The organism is Shewanella phaeophyticola (genome assembly GCF_025398315.1).
Taxonomy (GTDB): domain Bacteria; phylum Pseudomonadota; class Gammaproteobacteria; order Enterobacterales; family Shewanellaceae; genus Shewanella; species Shewanella phaeophyticola.
In genome coordinates this window covers 1,311,898-1,328,015 of sequence record NZ_JAODOQ010000001.1, presented here as the reverse complement: position 1 = coordinate 1,328,015, position 16,118 = coordinate 1,311,898, and the positions used below count along the sequence as shown (strand labels likewise).

Annotated in this window: 13 protein-coding genes and 1 pseudogene; 8 read left to right on the top strand and 6 right to left on the bottom strand. The window is 41.9% G+C overall.

Annotation, left to right across the window (positions count from 1 at the left end):
• Positions 1-4: 4 nt before the first annotated feature.
• Positions 5-766, bottom strand: a complete 762-nt coding sequence (pdsO, locus tag N4T56_RS06245) for a sortase-associated OmpA-like protein PdsO (protein WP_261732606.1) — start codon at positions 764-766, stop codon at positions 5-7.
• A gap of 239 nt (positions 767-1,005) precedes the next feature.
• Between pdsO and pdsR the strand changes: the two genes are divergently transcribed.
• The 4 genes and pseudogenes from pdsR (at position 1,006) to N4T56_RS06225 (ending at position 5,688) form a co-directional block, all read left to right on the top strand.
• Positions 1,006-1,695: a proteobacterial dedicated sortase system response regulator gene (gene pdsR, locus N4T56_RS06240; RefSeq protein ID WP_261732605.1), complete on the top strand. Its 690-nt coding sequence runs from the start codon at positions 1,006-1,008 to the stop codon at positions 1,693-1,695.
• Between the two features lie 3 nt (positions 1,696-1,698).
• Positions 1,699-3,871 (top strand): annotated as a pseudogene (gene pdsS / locus N4T56_RS06235) (proteobacterial dedicated sortase system histidine kinase).
• A 170-nt stretch (positions 3,872-4,041) separates the two neighbouring features.
• Complete coding sequence (locus N4T56_RS06230; RefSeq protein ID WP_261732604.1) at positions 4,042-5,232, top strand: cystathionine beta-lyase; 1,191 nt, start codon at positions 4,042-4,044, stop codon at positions 5,230-5,232.
• A gap of 30 nt (positions 5,233-5,262) precedes the next feature.
• Positions 5,263-5,688 carry a hypothetical protein gene (locus tag N4T56_RS06225; RefSeq protein WP_261732603.1) on the top strand — a complete coding sequence of 142 codons (426 nt, stop codon included), beginning with the start codon at positions 5,263-5,265 and terminating at the stop codon, positions 5,686-5,688.
• A 58-nt stretch (positions 5,689-5,746) separates the two neighbouring features.
• Here the strand turns inward: N4T56_RS06225 and N4T56_RS06220 are convergent, their stop codons facing one another.
• Both N4T56_RS06220 and yegD read right to left on the bottom strand, forming a co-directional pair.
• Positions 5,747-6,229: a CreA family protein gene (locus N4T56_RS06220; RefSeq protein ID WP_261734758.1), complete on the bottom strand. Its 483-nt coding sequence runs from the start codon at positions 6,227-6,229 to the stop codon at positions 5,747-5,749.
• A gap of 45 nt (positions 6,230-6,274) precedes the next feature.
• On the bottom strand, positions 6,275-7,681 hold the full coding sequence (yegD, locus tag N4T56_RS06215) for a molecular chaperone (RefSeq protein WP_261732602.1): 1,407 nt from the start codon (positions 7,679-7,681) through the stop codon (positions 6,275-6,277).
• Positions 7,682-7,909: 228 nt separating this feature from the next.
• Here yegD and ppk1 point away from each other — a divergent pair, with 228 nt between their 5' ends.
• Genes ppk1 through N4T56_RS06200 form a run of 3 tightly spaced genes read left to right on the top strand, consistent with a single transcriptional unit; the run spans position 7,910 to position 11,556 of the window.
• Positions 7,910-10,060 carry a polyphosphate kinase 1 gene (gene ppk1, locus N4T56_RS06210; RefSeq protein WP_261732601.1) on the top strand — a complete coding sequence of 717 codons (2,151 nt, stop codon included), beginning with the start codon at positions 7,910-7,912 and terminating at the stop codon, positions 10,058-10,060.
• Between the two features lie 6 nt (positions 10,061-10,066).
• A complete protein-coding gene (locus N4T56_RS06205; RefSeq protein WP_261732600.1) occupies positions 10,067-11,017 on the top strand; it encodes a Ppx/GppA family phosphatase in 951 nt (316 codons plus the stop codon).
• Positions 10,972-11,556 carry a hypothetical protein gene (locus tag N4T56_RS06200; RefSeq protein ID WP_261732599.1) on the top strand — a complete coding sequence of 195 codons (585 nt, stop codon included), beginning with the start codon at positions 10,972-10,974 and terminating at the stop codon, positions 11,554-11,556. The genes N4T56_RS06205 and N4T56_RS06200 overlap by 46 nt, the downstream gene beginning before the upstream one ends.
• A gap of 58 nt (positions 11,557-11,614) precedes the next feature.
• Here the strand turns inward: N4T56_RS06200 and trhO are convergent, their stop codons facing one another.
• A complete protein-coding gene (trhO, locus tag N4T56_RS06195; RefSeq protein WP_261732598.1) occupies positions 11,615-12,628 on the bottom strand; it encodes an oxygen-dependent tRNA uridine(34) hydroxylase TrhO in 1,014 nt (337 codons plus the stop codon).
• Positions 12,629-12,856: 228 nt separating this feature from the next.
• On the opposite strand from trhO, the gene N4T56_RS06190 reads away from it, so the two are divergent.
• On the top strand, positions 12,857-13,546 hold the full coding sequence (locus tag N4T56_RS06190; RefSeq protein WP_261732597.1) for a glutathione S-transferase: 690 nt from the start codon (positions 12,857-12,859) through the stop codon (positions 13,544-13,546).
• 788 nt (positions 13,547-14,334) lie between these two features.
• On the opposite strand, the gene N4T56_RS06185 is transcribed toward N4T56_RS06190, so the two are convergent.
• Positions 14,335-14,706: a VOC family protein gene (locus N4T56_RS06185; protein WP_261732596.1), complete on the bottom strand. Its 372-nt coding sequence runs from the start codon at positions 14,704-14,706 to the stop codon at positions 14,335-14,337.
• A gap of 213 nt (positions 14,707-14,919) precedes the next feature.
• Positions 14,920-15,924, bottom strand: a complete 1,005-nt coding sequence (locus tag N4T56_RS06180; protein ID WP_261732595.1) for an MFS transporter — start codon at positions 15,922-15,924, stop codon at positions 14,920-14,922.
• Positions 15,925-16,118: the final 194 nt, after the last annotated feature.

Here is a 16,118-nt window from a genome sequence, read left to right as displayed (position 1 = left end):
GAAATTAGTTTGCTGCGAGTTCGGCATCTGCTGACATTAAGGTCAATGTCACACGGCGGTCGAAAAAGTCATTTTCATGATTTTGCTCTGTATGTAATGGCAATGTCGCACCGTAGGCTTGGCCATGTAAGCGTTGTTTATCAATACCCTGATTGACTAAATACTGGCTAACCTCAGCCAATCGCTGCTCAGATAACGCCTGGTTATATTGGTCATCACCACGGCGGTCAGCATAGCCCGTTAAATCAATGGTTAATTCTGGCGATAAGGTCATCATGTACGCCACATTGTCTAACTGCTGCTTAAATAAAGGCTCTATTTGGCTTGAGCCTGTTTTAAATTGCACGTTCATACCAATAGTGAGTTCATTGAGGGTTTGCTGCTGGTTAGCGTGTAACTCTGCGAGGTTAGTTTGTAATTCATAATACTTCTCAGACACCTGCACTAACTCTTGTTGTTGCAGATCCATTGCAATGAGTTGCTGCTGCGTTTCAACCAATTCATGTTCTTGTTTTACGAGTTGTTGGTTTTTATCGGCAATTTCAGCTTCATCAGCCACTGTTTTACCAATAATGGTGCCAGTGAACGCTCCAATGATGGCGCCTACCGAGCCAGCGACAACAGCACCAAGTAAAATGCCCGAACTTAAACCGACTAATTCTTCAGTATGTTCACGTTCATTTTGTGGCTCAACGGCATTAGCCCAAGCAGTGTGTGGTAATAACATTGCGCTGATAACAGTGGCGGCGATAAGTTGCTTTTTCATAATGAGTCCCTTTTTAACAATAATGTGTGAAGTGAAAGTCATTGAGTTAACGTGCAACCAAATAACTTTATGCCGTTATTAAACAAAATATAAATGGCTTTATTGGGGAGCAAAAATGGCAATGTTGCGATCAAATGTGGCAACAATATGGCAATTGGCGGTGGCGGCTTTTTTGGTGGATAAAATCCTGTATAGTCAGCATGGTATCCATTTATATCCCTATTAATTGAAGTCACGCCATGAAACGAATTGCCATTGTTGAAGACGAAGCGGCTATCCGCGAAAACTACAAAGATGTATTGCAACAACAAGGTTACAGTGTCCAGGCTTATCCCAATCGCCCTGCTGCGATGTTAGCCTTTAATGCACGCCTGCCCGATTTAGCCATTATTGATATTGGTTTAGAGCATGAAATTGATGGTGGATTTACCCTGTGCCAAGCACTTCGGGCCATGTCGAGCAGTTTACCGATTATCTTTTTAACCGCACGTGACAGTGACTTCGACACTGTGTGTGGCTTGCGTTTAGGCGCCGATGATTACTTAACCAAAGATGTGAGTTTTCCGCATTTACTTGCGCGGATTGCCGCATTGTTTCGTCGTTCAGAGCTGATTGGTTCAAGCCCCATTGAAGACAACCTACTCGAACGCGGCCATTTAACCATCGATGGCAACCGCATTCAGGTGTATTGGAAAACCCAGCCGATTGAACTCACCGTTACCGAGTTTTGGATGATCCATGCCATGGCCAAGCACCCGGGACATGTGCGCAGCCGCCAAGATTTAATGCAAGAAGCCAAAATCTACGTCGACGACAGTACCATTACCTCCCACGTAAAACGTATTCGTAAAAAGTTTATTGCCATCGATAATGAATTTGATTGTATCGACACGGTTTATGGCATGGGTTATCGCTGGGACAATATTTAATTTATGTATTTACCTTTAGGGCTGCGAGCCAAAGTCGTTATCTTGTCATTATTTTTACTCTGCCTGCCTTGGCTTGGGTACGAATACGTGTGGGAAATGGAAAAATACCTGCGTCATGGTCAAGAAAAAACCCTTGAGGGCACCACCCAAGCATTAGCCACCGCATTACACGAACGGCCAAAACTGTTTGATAATCAGGCCAGTTTTTTAAAGCAGGTTGAAAAAGGCCGCGACTTATACGCCTATCCCATTGCAGGCTCTATTCAATTAGACGGCAAGTTAACTGATTGGCATTTATACCAACATCGCACGTTAAGCTATGCAGATAACCATCTGATTTATCAACGTAATGAGTCAGACCCAATCAATATCAGTTTTACGCATATGGTGGGTAAGTATGGCGGTTACTTGTATGGTTATTTCAAGGTTAAAGACCCACAATTGGTGTTTCGTAGCCGTAAAAGTTTGCGCGTAGACAGAAACGATCATTTGGTGATGGCCACTCAATCCCCTGATGGTCAATTCAGGCGTTACATTATTGCCAATACCAAAAGTGGTTGGTTAAGTGCATTTGAACTGCCTACCGATCCCACGCAATCCACGCCAGTAGAGCCAGAATCGCGGATTCAGGGGCAATGGCTCAAAACAGATCAGGGTTACAATATTGAATTTAGACTGCCGCTGACCATGGTGGGCAGTAAATTGGGCTTTGCCATTCATAACGTCAATGATGTCAATAACCGTCAACTGGTTAACGTGATAGGCACTTCTGCCACCGATTCCGTTGCCAGTTTAGGCACGGTATTAGTGCCCTCGCCTGAAATAGAAAGCATTATTAAAGGCATGAGCCACAACAGTTCACGTATTTGGGTAGTCGATAATCATGGTCGTGTATTAGCAAAATCGGGCGATATTCGTACTTCATCCAACACCTGGGCAGATGATTTAGACGTAAGTCAGCCAAGTTCATTTTGGCAAGGCGTTAAGCAAAACTACATATTGCCCTTGTACTACAAAATACTCACCCGCCCACCGCAAGACTTTATCGATTCATTGCAAGACTCAACCGAGCTGACCGGTAGCCACATTGAAAAAGCCTTACGCGGCAAACAAGGTTCCACTTGGCGCTTAACCCCCGACAATAAAGCAGTAGTATTAGCCGCAGCCAGCCCCATTTGGATTGACGATAAAGTCATGGGCGTTGTTATTGCCGAAGAAACCACTCATGGTATTCGCAGTTTACGAAACCGCGCGCTTGAAAAGCTGTTCAACGTAATTTTAACCATTATGAGTATGGGCACACTGGCGCTGTTTATCTTTGCCTCGAGCATCTCGAGCCGTATACGCCGTTTACGCGATCAAGCAGAGCTAGCCATCGACAGCCAGGGGCGTGTGCGCCAACAAATTGAGGCGTCTAAAAATCGTGATGAGATTGGTGACTTATCACGTAGTTTTTCAAATATTGTCAGTCGCTTAGGCCAATACACTCATTACCTTGAAAACATGTCGTCGCGTTTGTCGCACGAGTTACGCACGCCTGTCGCAGTGGTACGCAGCTCGCTTGAACATTTAGGTTTACAACAACTTGACGAGCCATCGCAAAAATACGTTAATCGCGCCCAAGAAGGGGTGAATCGCCTGCACTTAATCTTAAATAATTTAAGCGAAGCTACACGATTAGAAGCGAGTTTAACCCAAGCAGAAAGTTGTCGTTTTTCGCTTAAAAAAGTGATTAGTGGCTGCATGCAAGGTTATCAAATTACCTTCCCCGAACAGGCCTTTAATGTGCATATAGAAGACAAAGCCATGCAATGCCAAGGCGTACCGGAATACATCGCCCAATTAATGGATAAGCTGATTAATAATGCTATCGAGTTTAGTGATAAAGGCACAGCTGTTACCGTCAGCCTGATACAGTTTAACAAGCAAGCAATACTTAAAGTCAGTAATATTGAAGCCATTATTGCCAAAAGACATGAACAGCCAAATTTTTGAGTCAATGGTATCTATTCGCCCACAGGGTGTTAATGGCAAACCCCATTTAGGCCTAGGGTTATACATTGCTCGATTAGTCACAGACTTTCATCACGGCAGCATTAAAGCCAGTAACATCACCGAAAACAACATGAGCGGCGTTGAGATCTGCTTGAGCCTACCGTTAATCGATGAAAAATAGTCAAGCTTGTCAATTAGGCGCTTTTATTTAAACCACTTGGTGCTAGGATGGCACAAGAATTACATCATTTATTGCAGCGCATTTCGTCATAGTGTTAGTAAGCGCTTATATTGTGTTAGTAAGCGCTTATATTAATAGTATGAACACTGCCCTTAACTGGAAAAATTAACATGAGCAAAAACGACAAATTAGCGACTCAAATCGTCAGCGTTGGCCGCGAGAAAAAGTTCACCAAAGGCATTATTAACCCGCCAGTATTTAGAGCCTCAACAGTGGTGTTCGACACCATGGATGAGATGCGTTTTGCGATTAAAAACAAAACCAATGGTGAGATGTTTTATGGCCGCCGTGGCACCCCAACCCACTTTTCATTTCAACAAGCCATTAGTGAATTGGAAGGTGGCGTGGGCACAGCATTATACCCATCAGGAGCAGGTGCGATTAGCAGTGCATTATTATCGTTTTTAAAAAGTGGCGATCATTTGCTCATGGTCGACACGGCTTATGAACCCACACGCGATTTATGCAATAAAATGCTCGCCGGATTTGGTATCGAAACCACCTATTATGATCCAATGATAGGTGCAGGCATTCGAGAACTTATTCGCCCCAATACCAAGGTGCTGTTTTTAGAATCTCCTGGTTCCATCACCATGGAAGTGCAAGATGTACCGACATTAAGCCGCATCGCACACGAGCACGACATGATTGTCATGCTCGATAATACCTGGGCATCACCGATTAACTCGCGTCCATTTGATATGGGAGTCGATATATCGATCCAAGCCGCGACCAAGTACATTGTCGGCCATTCTGATGTGATGATGGGCACAGCAACCGCCAATGAAAAATGTTGGGAGCAACTGCGCGAAAATAGTTATTTAATGGGGCAAACCACCTCACCAGACGATGTCTATCTTGCAGCCCGAGGTTTACGCACTTTAGGTGTGCGTATGGCGCAACATAATAAAAATGCCCTCAAAGTGGCTAACTGGTTAGCAAGTCGCCCAGAAGTCGACCATGTGCGTCATCCTGCATTTGAAACCTGCCCCGGCCATGAGTACTTTAAGCGTGACTTTAGCAGTGGCAACGGCCTGTTTTCATTTGTATTAAAGCAAGGTGACTTAGCATCTGTTACCGCATTTGTTGAAAACATGGCACACTTTAAAATGGGTTTTTCATGGGGCGGCTTTGAAAGCTTGATCTTAGGCGTATTTGGTATTAATAATATTCGCACTGCCACCCAATGGGATAGCAGTAAACCACTGATTAGATTGCACATCGGTTTAGAAGATACCGATGATTTAATTGCCGATCTTGACGCGGCTTTTGAACGCTACAATGCCGTGTTAAACAAGTAAGCTTTTTAACAATCATTTAAAAGGACACAAATGAACTTTATCAGATTAATCATACTCAGCTTATGTATTGGGGTGACTTATTTTGCGTTAAGCATCGCAGCGATAGGACAGTCTGCTGCGGGTAATGTATTTTGGTGGTTTAACTTAAGTGGCTATCCTACCATTACCCATTTAGCTCAACACTTTGTCGGGATAGGTTTAGTGACGTTTATTCCGGCATTTGTGATTAAAAGCTATGAGCCAAGCAAACAATGGTTAGCAATAACAGTGGTTATTTTAGCGACCATGTTATTACACGGTAATCTGCATTACATGCCGTGGGACCCGATGGGCATTGTCAGGTTTATTTTTAGCACTTTGTTGTCGGGCGATATCGGCGCTACTGTGATGTTTTTCTATATCACCGTACTGCCCGTATTGTGGATATTGATATTAAAACGTGCGGCACGGGTATAACTCGCTAGCTCATCATTAAAAAAGGCAATCTATTTTGATTGCCTTTTTTATTATGCGTTTATTTTGTGGTTAATGGCTTTTGCCACGCACCTGTACCGTATAAAGGCACCGTTGATAACGCATGTTTATGGCTGCCGTTGGTTTCTTTGGTAGAATACGATAAATACAATAAGGTTTGATTTTCAGCATCAAAAATACGACGCACTTTTAAGCTTTTAAATAAAATACTCAAAGACTCTTTAAACACCACTTCACCATTTTTCGACTTATCAATATCGGCTAATTCAGCATGGCTTATTGGGCCGGTTTGACGGCAACTGATGCTCATATCCGATGGGTCGGCTAAGTCCAAATTAGCCTCAATACGGCTAATATGACAAGTCACTCCGGGGATTTTAGGATCGTGTTTAGCATCAATAATGACATCTTTAGTGGTAAACAACCCTAAGCTGACTTTACCCACATCATCGCTACAGCCGCTCAGTACTACACTGCCTAGCAATGTGGCTAATAACAGTGATGCCGTTTTAGACGCATCCATTGCAAACTTAAAGCTTAATTGACTCAGCATAGTATTGACTCTTTTTTAGTTAAAAGCATGTTGGGCACAACGGGTTAACCCAGCCGTGACCGAACCAAAGTGATCGCCAACCACCACTTTTGCAGCAGGATAAACACTGGCAATTTTTTGATATATCGCTGGGCTACGCGCTGTACCACCCGTAACATAAACAATATCAGGGCTGCTTGGCATTGCGCAATCTTGTTGTTGAGCAATTGTAATTGCCGTTTTCATCGCTTGTTTCATTAACGCTTCAACTTTGGCGAGTGGATCACTAATAGCTTGTTCAAACTGAGCGGCCGTGAGAGTGACAAATAAGTCTTTTTCAATAAAATCAAGTAAGCACTGAGTGGTCTCAACGTCAGACAAACTGATTTTAGCCGTTTCAGCCTGGCGTACCACTTGGTAACTCATTTGATTTTTTTGCACCGTTTGTAAGCGTTTGAGTAGTTGTGGCTGTTCCGCCTCTTTTATCATTGACTCAACCAATTTACGCGATGCTAAACTAACAAAATCGCGCTGGGCACTAATGTCGTTCACCGACACGGCATTCCAAAAAGGTGCTCTGGGCATAGGTTTACCGTTAGTCATTAAGCTATCTGCGCCAAAACTCGGCATTAAGCCTGTCATGGCCAAGGCGATATCTAAATCATTACCGCCAATACGTTGGCCAGAATGGCCTAAACAATCTTGAGTGCGATCGGTATTGTTACTGTGCGAAGGCCCCATGGTCACCACAGAACAATCCGTTGTACCACCGCCCACATCAACAACTAATACGGTATTATCGCTGTCTAAGGTTGACTCAAAATCCATTCCTGCCGCAAGCGGTTCAAACAAGAATGTCACTTCAGTAAAGCCTGCGCGTGATGCGGCAAGGCGCAAGATGGTTTCTGCTTGTTGGTTACTGTCTTCACCGCCTATGCCTTGAAAGTTAACCGGTCGGCCTATTACAGCATGAGTCGATGCAGGCAATGATTTTTGTTGAAGTGCTTTATCCGCCAACGTTTTCACGTGTTGCATCATTAAAGTGACGATGTCTTCAAACAAGCCTATCTGATCTGGACGCAGGCCGTTGGCGCCTAAAAATGATTTTGGCGAACGAACATAAAACCCTTCTTCGGGCATTTCTAGGTATGCATCAATGGCGGCTTGACCGACAAATACGGCTTGCTCATTGGGTAATAAATCTAATTCATGGCGCATTTGCTTAGCGCGCATTAATTGTGAACTGCGAATATGAGAATATTCCGCTTTTAAGCTTTCAGGTAATCCTTGGTATACCGCTTCAACAATTAACTCTCGATCCATGGCATATAAGGTTGAAGGCATAAAATCCGAGTGCGTCGATAAAGGCAGTAAGGTTACCGCATCGTCAATCATTACCCCTATTGCACAGTTGGCACTGCCATAATCAAATCCAACAAACATTGGCTTACCTTCAGTCGTCTAATCGAAAAAAGCGCTCAAAATAACACACTTGTGGCGCTTGCTAAACCATTTATACGGCTTTTATCACTGTTTTGCTCAAGCCGAATAAATAAATCTGTCACAACAATCACATAATATGTTCGGCAACTTAAATTATCTCTAACGAGATAAAGCATAAACTAGGTTGTCTCGGATCTGTAACAGCCTATTTCGTTGATAGGACAAGCAATGTCATCTGTTAATAATGCGCTATTTATCGATAAAGAATTATCATGGTTATCTTTTAATGAACGAGTGCTACAAGAAGCCTATGACAAACACGTACCATTAATTGAACGAGTCCGGTTTTTAGGCATTTTTTCGAGCAATATGGATGAGTTTTTTAAAGTCCGAGTTGCCTCAGTCCGAAGAGCAACCTTACTGTCGAGTTTATCTGATGCACCATGTACAAGCCGTGTTTTACTGAGACAAATTCAACAAAAAGTCATTGATTTACAAGAACGATTTGATGCCATTTACCTTGAACTGATGAAAGAACTCGTTCGTTGTAATATATTTTTAGTCAATGAGTTACAACTGCATGAGTTTCATAGTCACTGGTTACGTAAATACTTTAATGACAACTTAATGCGCCACATTGCCCCTTTTGTGCTAACAAAACACAGTGAGTTAATTAAAAACATCAATGACGATGCCACTTATTTATGTGTTTGTTTACATCAGGGGGAGAATAAGCAATACGCCTTTGTCGAAGTACCAACAGCTAATATACCCCGCTTTATTGAACTACCATCACAACGCAAAACAAAGATTAAACATCTGATATTATTAGACAATATTATTAGGCATTGTATCGACCAGTTGTTTAAACCATTTTTTGAATATGATCACATAGAAGTCTTTTCAATGAAAATGACTCGAGATGCTGAGTTTGATATTGATGTTGAGCTAGACAAAACCCAGCTAGAACAAATGTCTAACGGCCTTAAAAAGCGTTTACGAGCACAGCCTGTTAGGCTGGTGTTTGACCGTGAAATGCCAAAGCACATGCTCAACACATTGAAAAAACAGTTAAACATTAGCTCAACAGAATGTCTTATTCCGGGTGGGCGTTATCATAGCTTTAAAGACTTTATAAATTTCCCGAATCTTGGGCGTAAAAAGCTGTTAAACGATAAAATACCCGCATTAAGTAGTGTGAAATTTAACGCTTGCGTCAACAACTTTGAAGCCATCCATCAGCACGATATTTTATTAAATTATCCATACCATAAGTTTTCTCATTTTACCGAGTTAGTCCGTCAAGCGGCATACGACCCAGCGGTTACAGCGATAAAAATCAATTTATACCGCGTGGCTAAAAATAGTCACATTATGCAATCGTTAATCGATGCAGTTAAAAACGGTAAACGAGTCACCGCCGTTATTGAACTGCTGGCACGCTTTGACGAGCAATCAAATATCGACTGGACCGTACGCTTAACCGAGGCGGGCGTAAAAGTGCATCATGGTATTCCTAGTTTAAAAGTCCACTCTAAGCTATGCCTCATTAGCCGCAAAGAAAGCAATGAAACAGTATTGTATGCGCATATCGGCTCAGGGAATTTTAATGAAGGTACCGCACGCTTTTATACCGACTTTTCATTGTTTACTGCCGACCAAAACATCACCCAAGAAGTTAAACAAGTATTTGAACTATTAAAGCGCCCTTACCATAAAGACAACTTTGAACACCTTATTGTTTCGCCCTTTAATTCTCGTCAACGTTGGTTAGCGCTTATCGATGATGAAATCATTGCCGCCAAGCAAAAAAAGCCTGCAGCCATAACCCTTAAAATTAACAATCTTGTTGATGATATTATGGTTAACAAGCTCTACGAAGCATCACAAGCGGGCGTAAAGATTAAATTGCTGATCCGCGGCATGTGCAGCTTATTACCGCAAGTAAAAGGCATGAGCGATAACATTGAAGTGCTCAGTATTATTGACCGTTTTTTAGAGCATTCTCGGGTAATGCAATTTTACGCTAACGGCGCCGACAAAATCTATATTGGCTCATCTGATTGGATGTCACGAAATTTAGATGAACGTATTGAGGTCTGTACGCCAATTTATGATAGTGAGCTGAAAAAAGTGATCACTGATATTTTACAGCTCCAATTCAATGACAATACTAAGTCGCGCATTATTGACCCTTTACAACAAAACCATTACAAATCCAGAGGTAATAAACGAAAAGTACGCAGCCAGATTGCTATTCATCATTATTTATCCCAATATGAATCCAAGCAGGCTCAACGAATAATCGATGCAAGTGCTGATAAAACAGCAGAAATCGCAACAGATAGGCTTGAGCAACCACAACAAAAAAAGGCTTAATATCACGTGTCATCTACTGAACACTCATTACATTTTGTCGCCATTGACATGGGGTCAAATAGCTTTCATTTAGTTATTGCTCGTGAGCAACATGGCAGCATTCAAATACTGCATAAAGAAAAACGTCAAGTGCAACTAGCCAAAGGATTACGAGCTAACAGCTCATTAGACAATGATGCTATTGAGCGTGGCTTGGCATGCTTAACCGAGTTTAATCAACGGTTTTCAGATTTAGAACAAACTCGCGTACGATTGGTTGCCACACATACTTTGCGCGTAGCAACTAATTGTCATCAATTTATTAAAGCCGCGTTGAAAATCATTCCTTATCCAATAGAAATCGTTTCTGGCCACGAAGAAGCACGCCTAATCTACAATGGCATCATGCACAGCCAAACCTTAACCGAGCAAAACCTGGTGATTGATATTGGAGGTGGCTCAACCGAAGTCATCGTAGGTAAAGCTACCTCAACCTCACATTTAGCCAGTTTAAAATGTGGTTGTGTTAGTTATCAGCAGCGTTTTTTTTATGATGGGGCACTGACTAAAGATAACTTCAAAGCTGCGCAAAGTGCCGCTGACAAACAATTTTCTCAACTCAGCAACGCTTATTTTAAATCGTCGTGGCCACTGGTATTAGGTAGCTCAGGTACCGTTAAAGCCATCTCAGAAGCCTTGCAATGCATAACCGATCTCCAGCAAAGTTTAACCTTAGAAAATTTAAAATCCTTAAAGCACTATCTTGTTGGTGTTGGCCACATCGACAACATTAAGCTAGACAACCTCGACCCAAAACGAATTCCCCTACTGGCTCCTGGACTCAGTATTTTAATCAGTTTTTTTAAACGCTTATCTATCAATGAAATGCAAGTAGCACAAGGTGCATTACGTGAGGGAGTGTTATATGAGCTGTGCCTCAAATTGAGCAGCTTGAGGGCGTCAAACAACGTACAGTAAGTAGCCTGGCGCAGCTTTATCATATCGACCCTGATCAAGCTGCAAATGTAACAGCAACTATCGACCATTTATTTTCGCAAGTGGCCTCGCAATGGCACATTAGTGAGTACCAATGGCTGCTTCACGATGCCGCCAAGCTGCATGAAATCGGGATTCAAATCAATTCACGTGCTCATCAACGACACGGCGGCTACATTATTCAAAATAGTGACTTGCCAGGGTTTAGTCAATTACAACAGCACCTACTCGCCTTGCTCGTAGCCAATCAACGTAAACGCATTGATGTCGAGGGCATTAACGAACTGGATGACGACGAACAGATAATATTAATTCGATTATTAGTTATTTTTAGACTGGCAATGGTCATGAACCTGGGGCGGATAAGCAACAGTATCGAACCGGTTAGCATAACAGTAGATGAACAAACCGTGACATTATCGTTAATACAAGGTCAACGTTTACAAAATGATTTGCTTTGCCGAGATTTAGCTCAAGAGCAGAAAAAACTGGCGTTACTAGGGATATGTTTACGTTTTTAATCTGTTAGCAGCCCAGTTTTACTGGGCTGCTAACATCAGCAGTTAATAGATAGTCTGCTTACTTTTTCATTTCTTCTTGTGCTTTACGCTGCGCTTCTTTTTGTTGGCGACGTGCGGCAATCACTTGGTTAACGTCACTACCTATGTGCGCTTCACCGCGTTGCTTAGCTAATTGCACCTGGCGTTCACGCTCAATAAAACGTTGGCGCTGCTCTTCAGGGATTTTATCAATACAATGCGGACAACTCACACCTTGTAGATAAGCCTCAGATTGTTTTTCAGCTTCGGTGATCGGCATACGACATGCGTTACATTGGTCATATTGACCTTTCTCTAGGTTATGATTAACCGCCACGCGATTATCAAACACAAAACACTCGCCTTCCCACAAGCTTTGCTCTTGGTCAACTTCTTCAAGGTACTTTAAAATACCGCCTTCAAGGTGATACACCTCATCAAAGCCCTGCTCTTTTAAATATGCGGTCGATTTTTCGCAGCGAATACCGCCAGTACAAAACATCGCCACTTTTTTATGTTTGGCAGGATCTAAGTTTTGTTTTACGTATTCAGGAAACTCACGGAAGGTTTCTGTCACTGGGTTAACGGCATTTTTAAAGGTACCAATTTTCACTTCGTAATCATTACGGGTATCAACCAAAATGACATCAGGATCTGAAATCAGCGCATTCCAATCTTTAGGCTTAACATAAGTGCCAACCACTTCGCGAGGGTTAACGCCTTCAACGCCCATAGTGACGATTTCTTTTTTCAGCTTCACCTTGGTGCGATAAAATGGCATTTCAGTGTCAAACGACACTTTAGTCACAATATGATCTAACCCTGGTTGCGTGCCTAACCAAGCGAGTAAGTTATCGATACCTTGTTGTGTACTCGCAACCGTACCGTTAATACCTTCTTGAGCAAGTAACAATGTGCCTTTCACTTCGTTTTGTTCCATTACCGACAATAACGGCTGACGGATAGACTCAAAATTCGGTAAGGCAACAAACTTATAAAGGGCACACACAACCACTTGAACTGAGGATGTTTGGTCTACATTAATGTCTTGCATACAATTACAACTCCGCTGGCTGGAACTTAATTTCCAGTGCATATATAGACACAGCACACTATGCGCCAAGTCAAAAAAACGGCGGAAAGTATACCTAAATCACAATTAAAACACACTCATAAATTCGATCTGTCACCAATTTAGCCTTAAACTGTCTGCACAATGCAGCCGCAGTATGACCTCATTCATTCCTTACTCAATGTTTTCGTTACTTATAGAAGTTGCTTTATGAATTCAGCTATTTTGTATACATTTCGTCGTTGTCCTTATGCCATGCGTGCTCGCATCGGCTTGCATTTAAGCCAGTTAAACCCTACCGTGCGTGAAATTGAACTTAAAAATAAACCGCAAGAGATGCTTGCTGTATCAGCAAAAGGCACTGTACCGGTTTTAATCACGGCAGATGGAAATGTAATAGCTGAGAGCATTGAAATTATGCAGTTTGCGCTAACACAACATCCAGATCTAACCTCCCCTTGGTTAAGTCCAAATGCCTACCAAACATTACTTGACTGGATGTCGAGCTCCCAAACTACTGCGCTCATAAATGCAAACGATCATGACTTTAAACCGTGGTTAGACAAGTATAAATATGCAGATAGATTTCCCGAGCAAAGCCAGACATGGTACAGACAACAGGCTGAGCAGTTTATTCAACTATTGGAACAAGAGCTACAGAAACAACCTTCTGAATATAGATACTTGTGCACTCATACTCCAACGTTAGCGGACTTTGCCATTTTTCCGTTTATTCGCCAGTTTGCCAATGTTGAACCTCAATGGTTTAACGCATTACCCTACCCAAATGTGAGCCAGTGGTTGAACAACTTAATCAATAGCCCACTCTTTTTAGCTGTCATGCAAAAGTATTCTTTGTGGTTACCAGAGAGAAACATGATGAAGCTCAAATATTCATAATAACAAAATGTAAAAGTCATACCTTTGTGTAAAAATGAAAAAATTATGAATATTTAGTAGTTTACTAACTATTATTCTGTTTAGTTTTACAGTAAATTATGGGTGTAAGAATGAATAGCAGTATTGAAAGCGGATTTTCGATAATTTACCTGCAACTTTTAAATTTAAGCTTACACTTAAATTAACGTCATTGCTGTAATGCAAAGGAACATGACATGAACAATATGGATATTACATTAGTCTTTATGCTTATCGCATTATTGATGTTGCATATTCACTTTTGCTATCGGGCATTTACCTCGAAAGCACATATCAAAAATTCCCAACGCATCTTATGGTCAATGCTCAGTTTATTAATGGACCACTAGGGTATTACGTCTACCAAAACCTTATACCACTTGAGTTTTACGAATAGATTGCGACAACACGTTTAGGTGTAATACCAATGGCTATATATTGTTAACTCTTTGGTTAAAAAGGCTTTACGGTATAAACAGGCGAGCGTATCCATTGTGTACGCACTACACTTGAAAACCCAACTTTGTAGAACATGTTGGTACAAGATCCGTTGGGCTGTCCACCACAATGAGCTATGGGCTCGTTATGGTGGTTAACCTTCAAGAGGTACTTCAGTGCATGGATTCAACTGACTTTCCCGAGCACTGATCCCTGAAATTTTTCACTTACAGCTTATTGTACTTAAATGAAACCATGCCATTATTTGAACCTGTAACAAATCTTGTCATTGCTTGGCAGAGAGTTCAAATAGGTGCACCCGACACTTGTTTTTAAACATGCTGATCGATGAGTATCGGGTTTCCATCAGGATCAATAATTGCAAAACTCGATGCGCCTCTGTCTCCAGTTATTGAATTTTCAACTATTTCGATACCTTTAGATTCAAACTGCTCAAGTAACTGACGTACATCATCAAATGCGTCTACACTTTTAGCATTTTGATCCCAGCCAGGATTAAAGGTCAGTATATTTTTTTCAAACATCCCCTGAAACAAACCGATATTGGTGTCCCCATGCTTCATAATTAAAAAACCATGGGACTCTTCGCCGGCGAAGACTTCGAAGCCTAATTTCTCGTAAAATGCTTTCGATTTTTTCAAGTCTTTTACCGCTAAGCTAATTGAAAAACAGCCCAATTTCATTATCTTGCTCCTTGGTGATTGATAAAAACAAATACGACTTTATTAACATTACTGTTTATTGGCTCTGTTAACAATAAAACTCAATGCAACCAAGGTGATACTCAGACAAACAACACCAAACCATCCTGCCAGATCAAACGCTTGAATGCCCACAAATGACCCCAGTGCCCCACCAAGATAATAACCAAGCATATAAATACCGTTTATGCGGCTTTAGGCCTGTGGATCGATTGAAAATACTCGTACCTGATTAGACACCTGAGCACTGAACACCCCAAGGTCGATAAGTATAATACCGGCAATTAACCCCAATAATGTGTCGGCAAATAGACCAGAAATAACAAAACCAATCGCAATGATCACCAATGCCATACTTATCATGTTACGAGAACCAAATCGACTAACTAACGAGCCAGATACTTTGGCACCAATAACACCTGCAAGAGCAATCACCCCAAACAGCCCTGCTTGCTGAGCATTATAATGAAAGGGAGACTCGCTAACGTGTAAGGCTAACGTTGCCCAGAGCGCATTGAAGGACGCAAACCAAAGTGCGCCAGTAAAAGCCGAAGTTCGCAGTGTGGCATGCTGTTTAAATAATGTTGCCATGCTCGCAACAAGCTTAAAATAAGGGATCTTAATTGTCGGTGTATTGGTTGGTAAAAAAACGGTTAACAACACACCAAACAAGGTTGCAATACAAGCTGACATAAGAAATACAGCCCGCCAGCCAAACTGCTCACCCACAAAACCACTGAGTGTTCGAGAAAGTAAAATGCCCACCGTCAGACCTGTCATCAATGTACCTATGACCCGACCTTTGTTTTCGGGCGTGCTTAACGACGCAGCAAATGGGATCAACTGCTGGGTTATATTGGCACTTAAGCCAATGATAAAACAGGCAATAACCAAAGCAATAAAACCCGATGAAGAAAACGCAACCAGTGATGATAGCACTAACAATACGGATAAAATGGCAATGAGCCGTTTGCGTGGCAGGGTGTCACCTAAAGGAGATAAAAACAATAACGCAGCGGCATAACCAATTTGTCCAGCCGCAGGCACCACGCCTAATTGTCCACCGGTTAACCCAAGCTCTGCTCCAATATTGGGTAAAATGGGTTGATTATAATAAAGGTTTGCCGCCGTTGCCGAGACCGCGCTCGACATCAGTAACAAGCGCCCTTGACTTAATGTTTCATTGTGGGTTGTTGACATAATCCCGCCTTAATTTTGTTTATCATTTCGGTGCCTGAGTAGATAAACAAATTGTAGGGCGAACCAATCAATAACAAAAATAGTATTTTAACCTTGAATCAATACGATTTATGTATAGATAAAATCGGCTCAGCAGTAAAAAAGTTTAGGGTTAGCCGATAAATGTCTCGGCTTTAGCATCCTGCGTCGCTCTA

What these genes read in the sequence shown, in the direction of transcription:
- N4T56_RS06190 (WP_261732597.1), top strand. Translation starts at nt 12,857, where the DNA reads ATGAATTCAGCTATTTTGTATACATTTCGTCGTTGTCCTTATGCCATG.
- trhO (WP_261732598.1), bottom strand. Translation starts at nt 12,628, where the DNA reads ATGCAAGACATTAATGTAGACCAAACATCCTCAGTTCAAGTGGTTGTG.
- pdsR (WP_261732605.1), top strand. Translation starts at nt 1,006, where the DNA reads ATGAAACGAATTGCCATTGTTGAAGACGAAGCGGCTATCCGCGAAAAC.
- N4T56_RS06180 (WP_261732595.1), bottom strand. Translation starts at nt 15,924, where the DNA reads ATGTCAACAACCCACAATGAAACATTAAGTCAAGGGCGCTTGTTACTG.
- N4T56_RS06185 (WP_261732596.1), bottom strand. Translation starts at nt 14,706, where the DNA reads ATGAAATTGGGCTGTTTTTCAATTAGCTTAGCGGTAAAAGACTTGAAA.
- N4T56_RS06220 (WP_261734758.1), bottom strand. Translation starts at nt 6,229, where the DNA reads ATGGATGCGTCTAAAACGGCATCACTGTTATTAGCCACATTGCTAGGC.
- yegD (WP_261732602.1), bottom strand. Translation starts at nt 7,681, where the DNA reads ATGTTTGTTGGATTTGATTATGGCAGTGCCAACTGTGCAATAGGGGTA.
- ppk1 (WP_261732601.1), top strand. Translation starts at nt 7,910, where the DNA reads ATGTCATCTGTTAATAATGCGCTATTTATCGATAAAGAATTATCATGG.
- N4T56_RS06230 (WP_261732604.1), top strand. Translation starts at nt 4,042, where the DNA reads ATGAGCAAAAACGACAAATTAGCGACTCAAATCGTCAGCGTTGGCCGC.
- pdsO (WP_261732606.1), bottom strand. Translation starts at nt 766, where the DNA reads ATGAAAAAGCAACTTATCGCCGCCACTGTTATCAGCGCAATGTTATTA.
- N4T56_RS06225 (WP_261732603.1), top strand. Translation starts at nt 5,263, where the DNA reads ATGAACTTTATCAGATTAATCATACTCAGCTTATGTATTGGGGTGACT.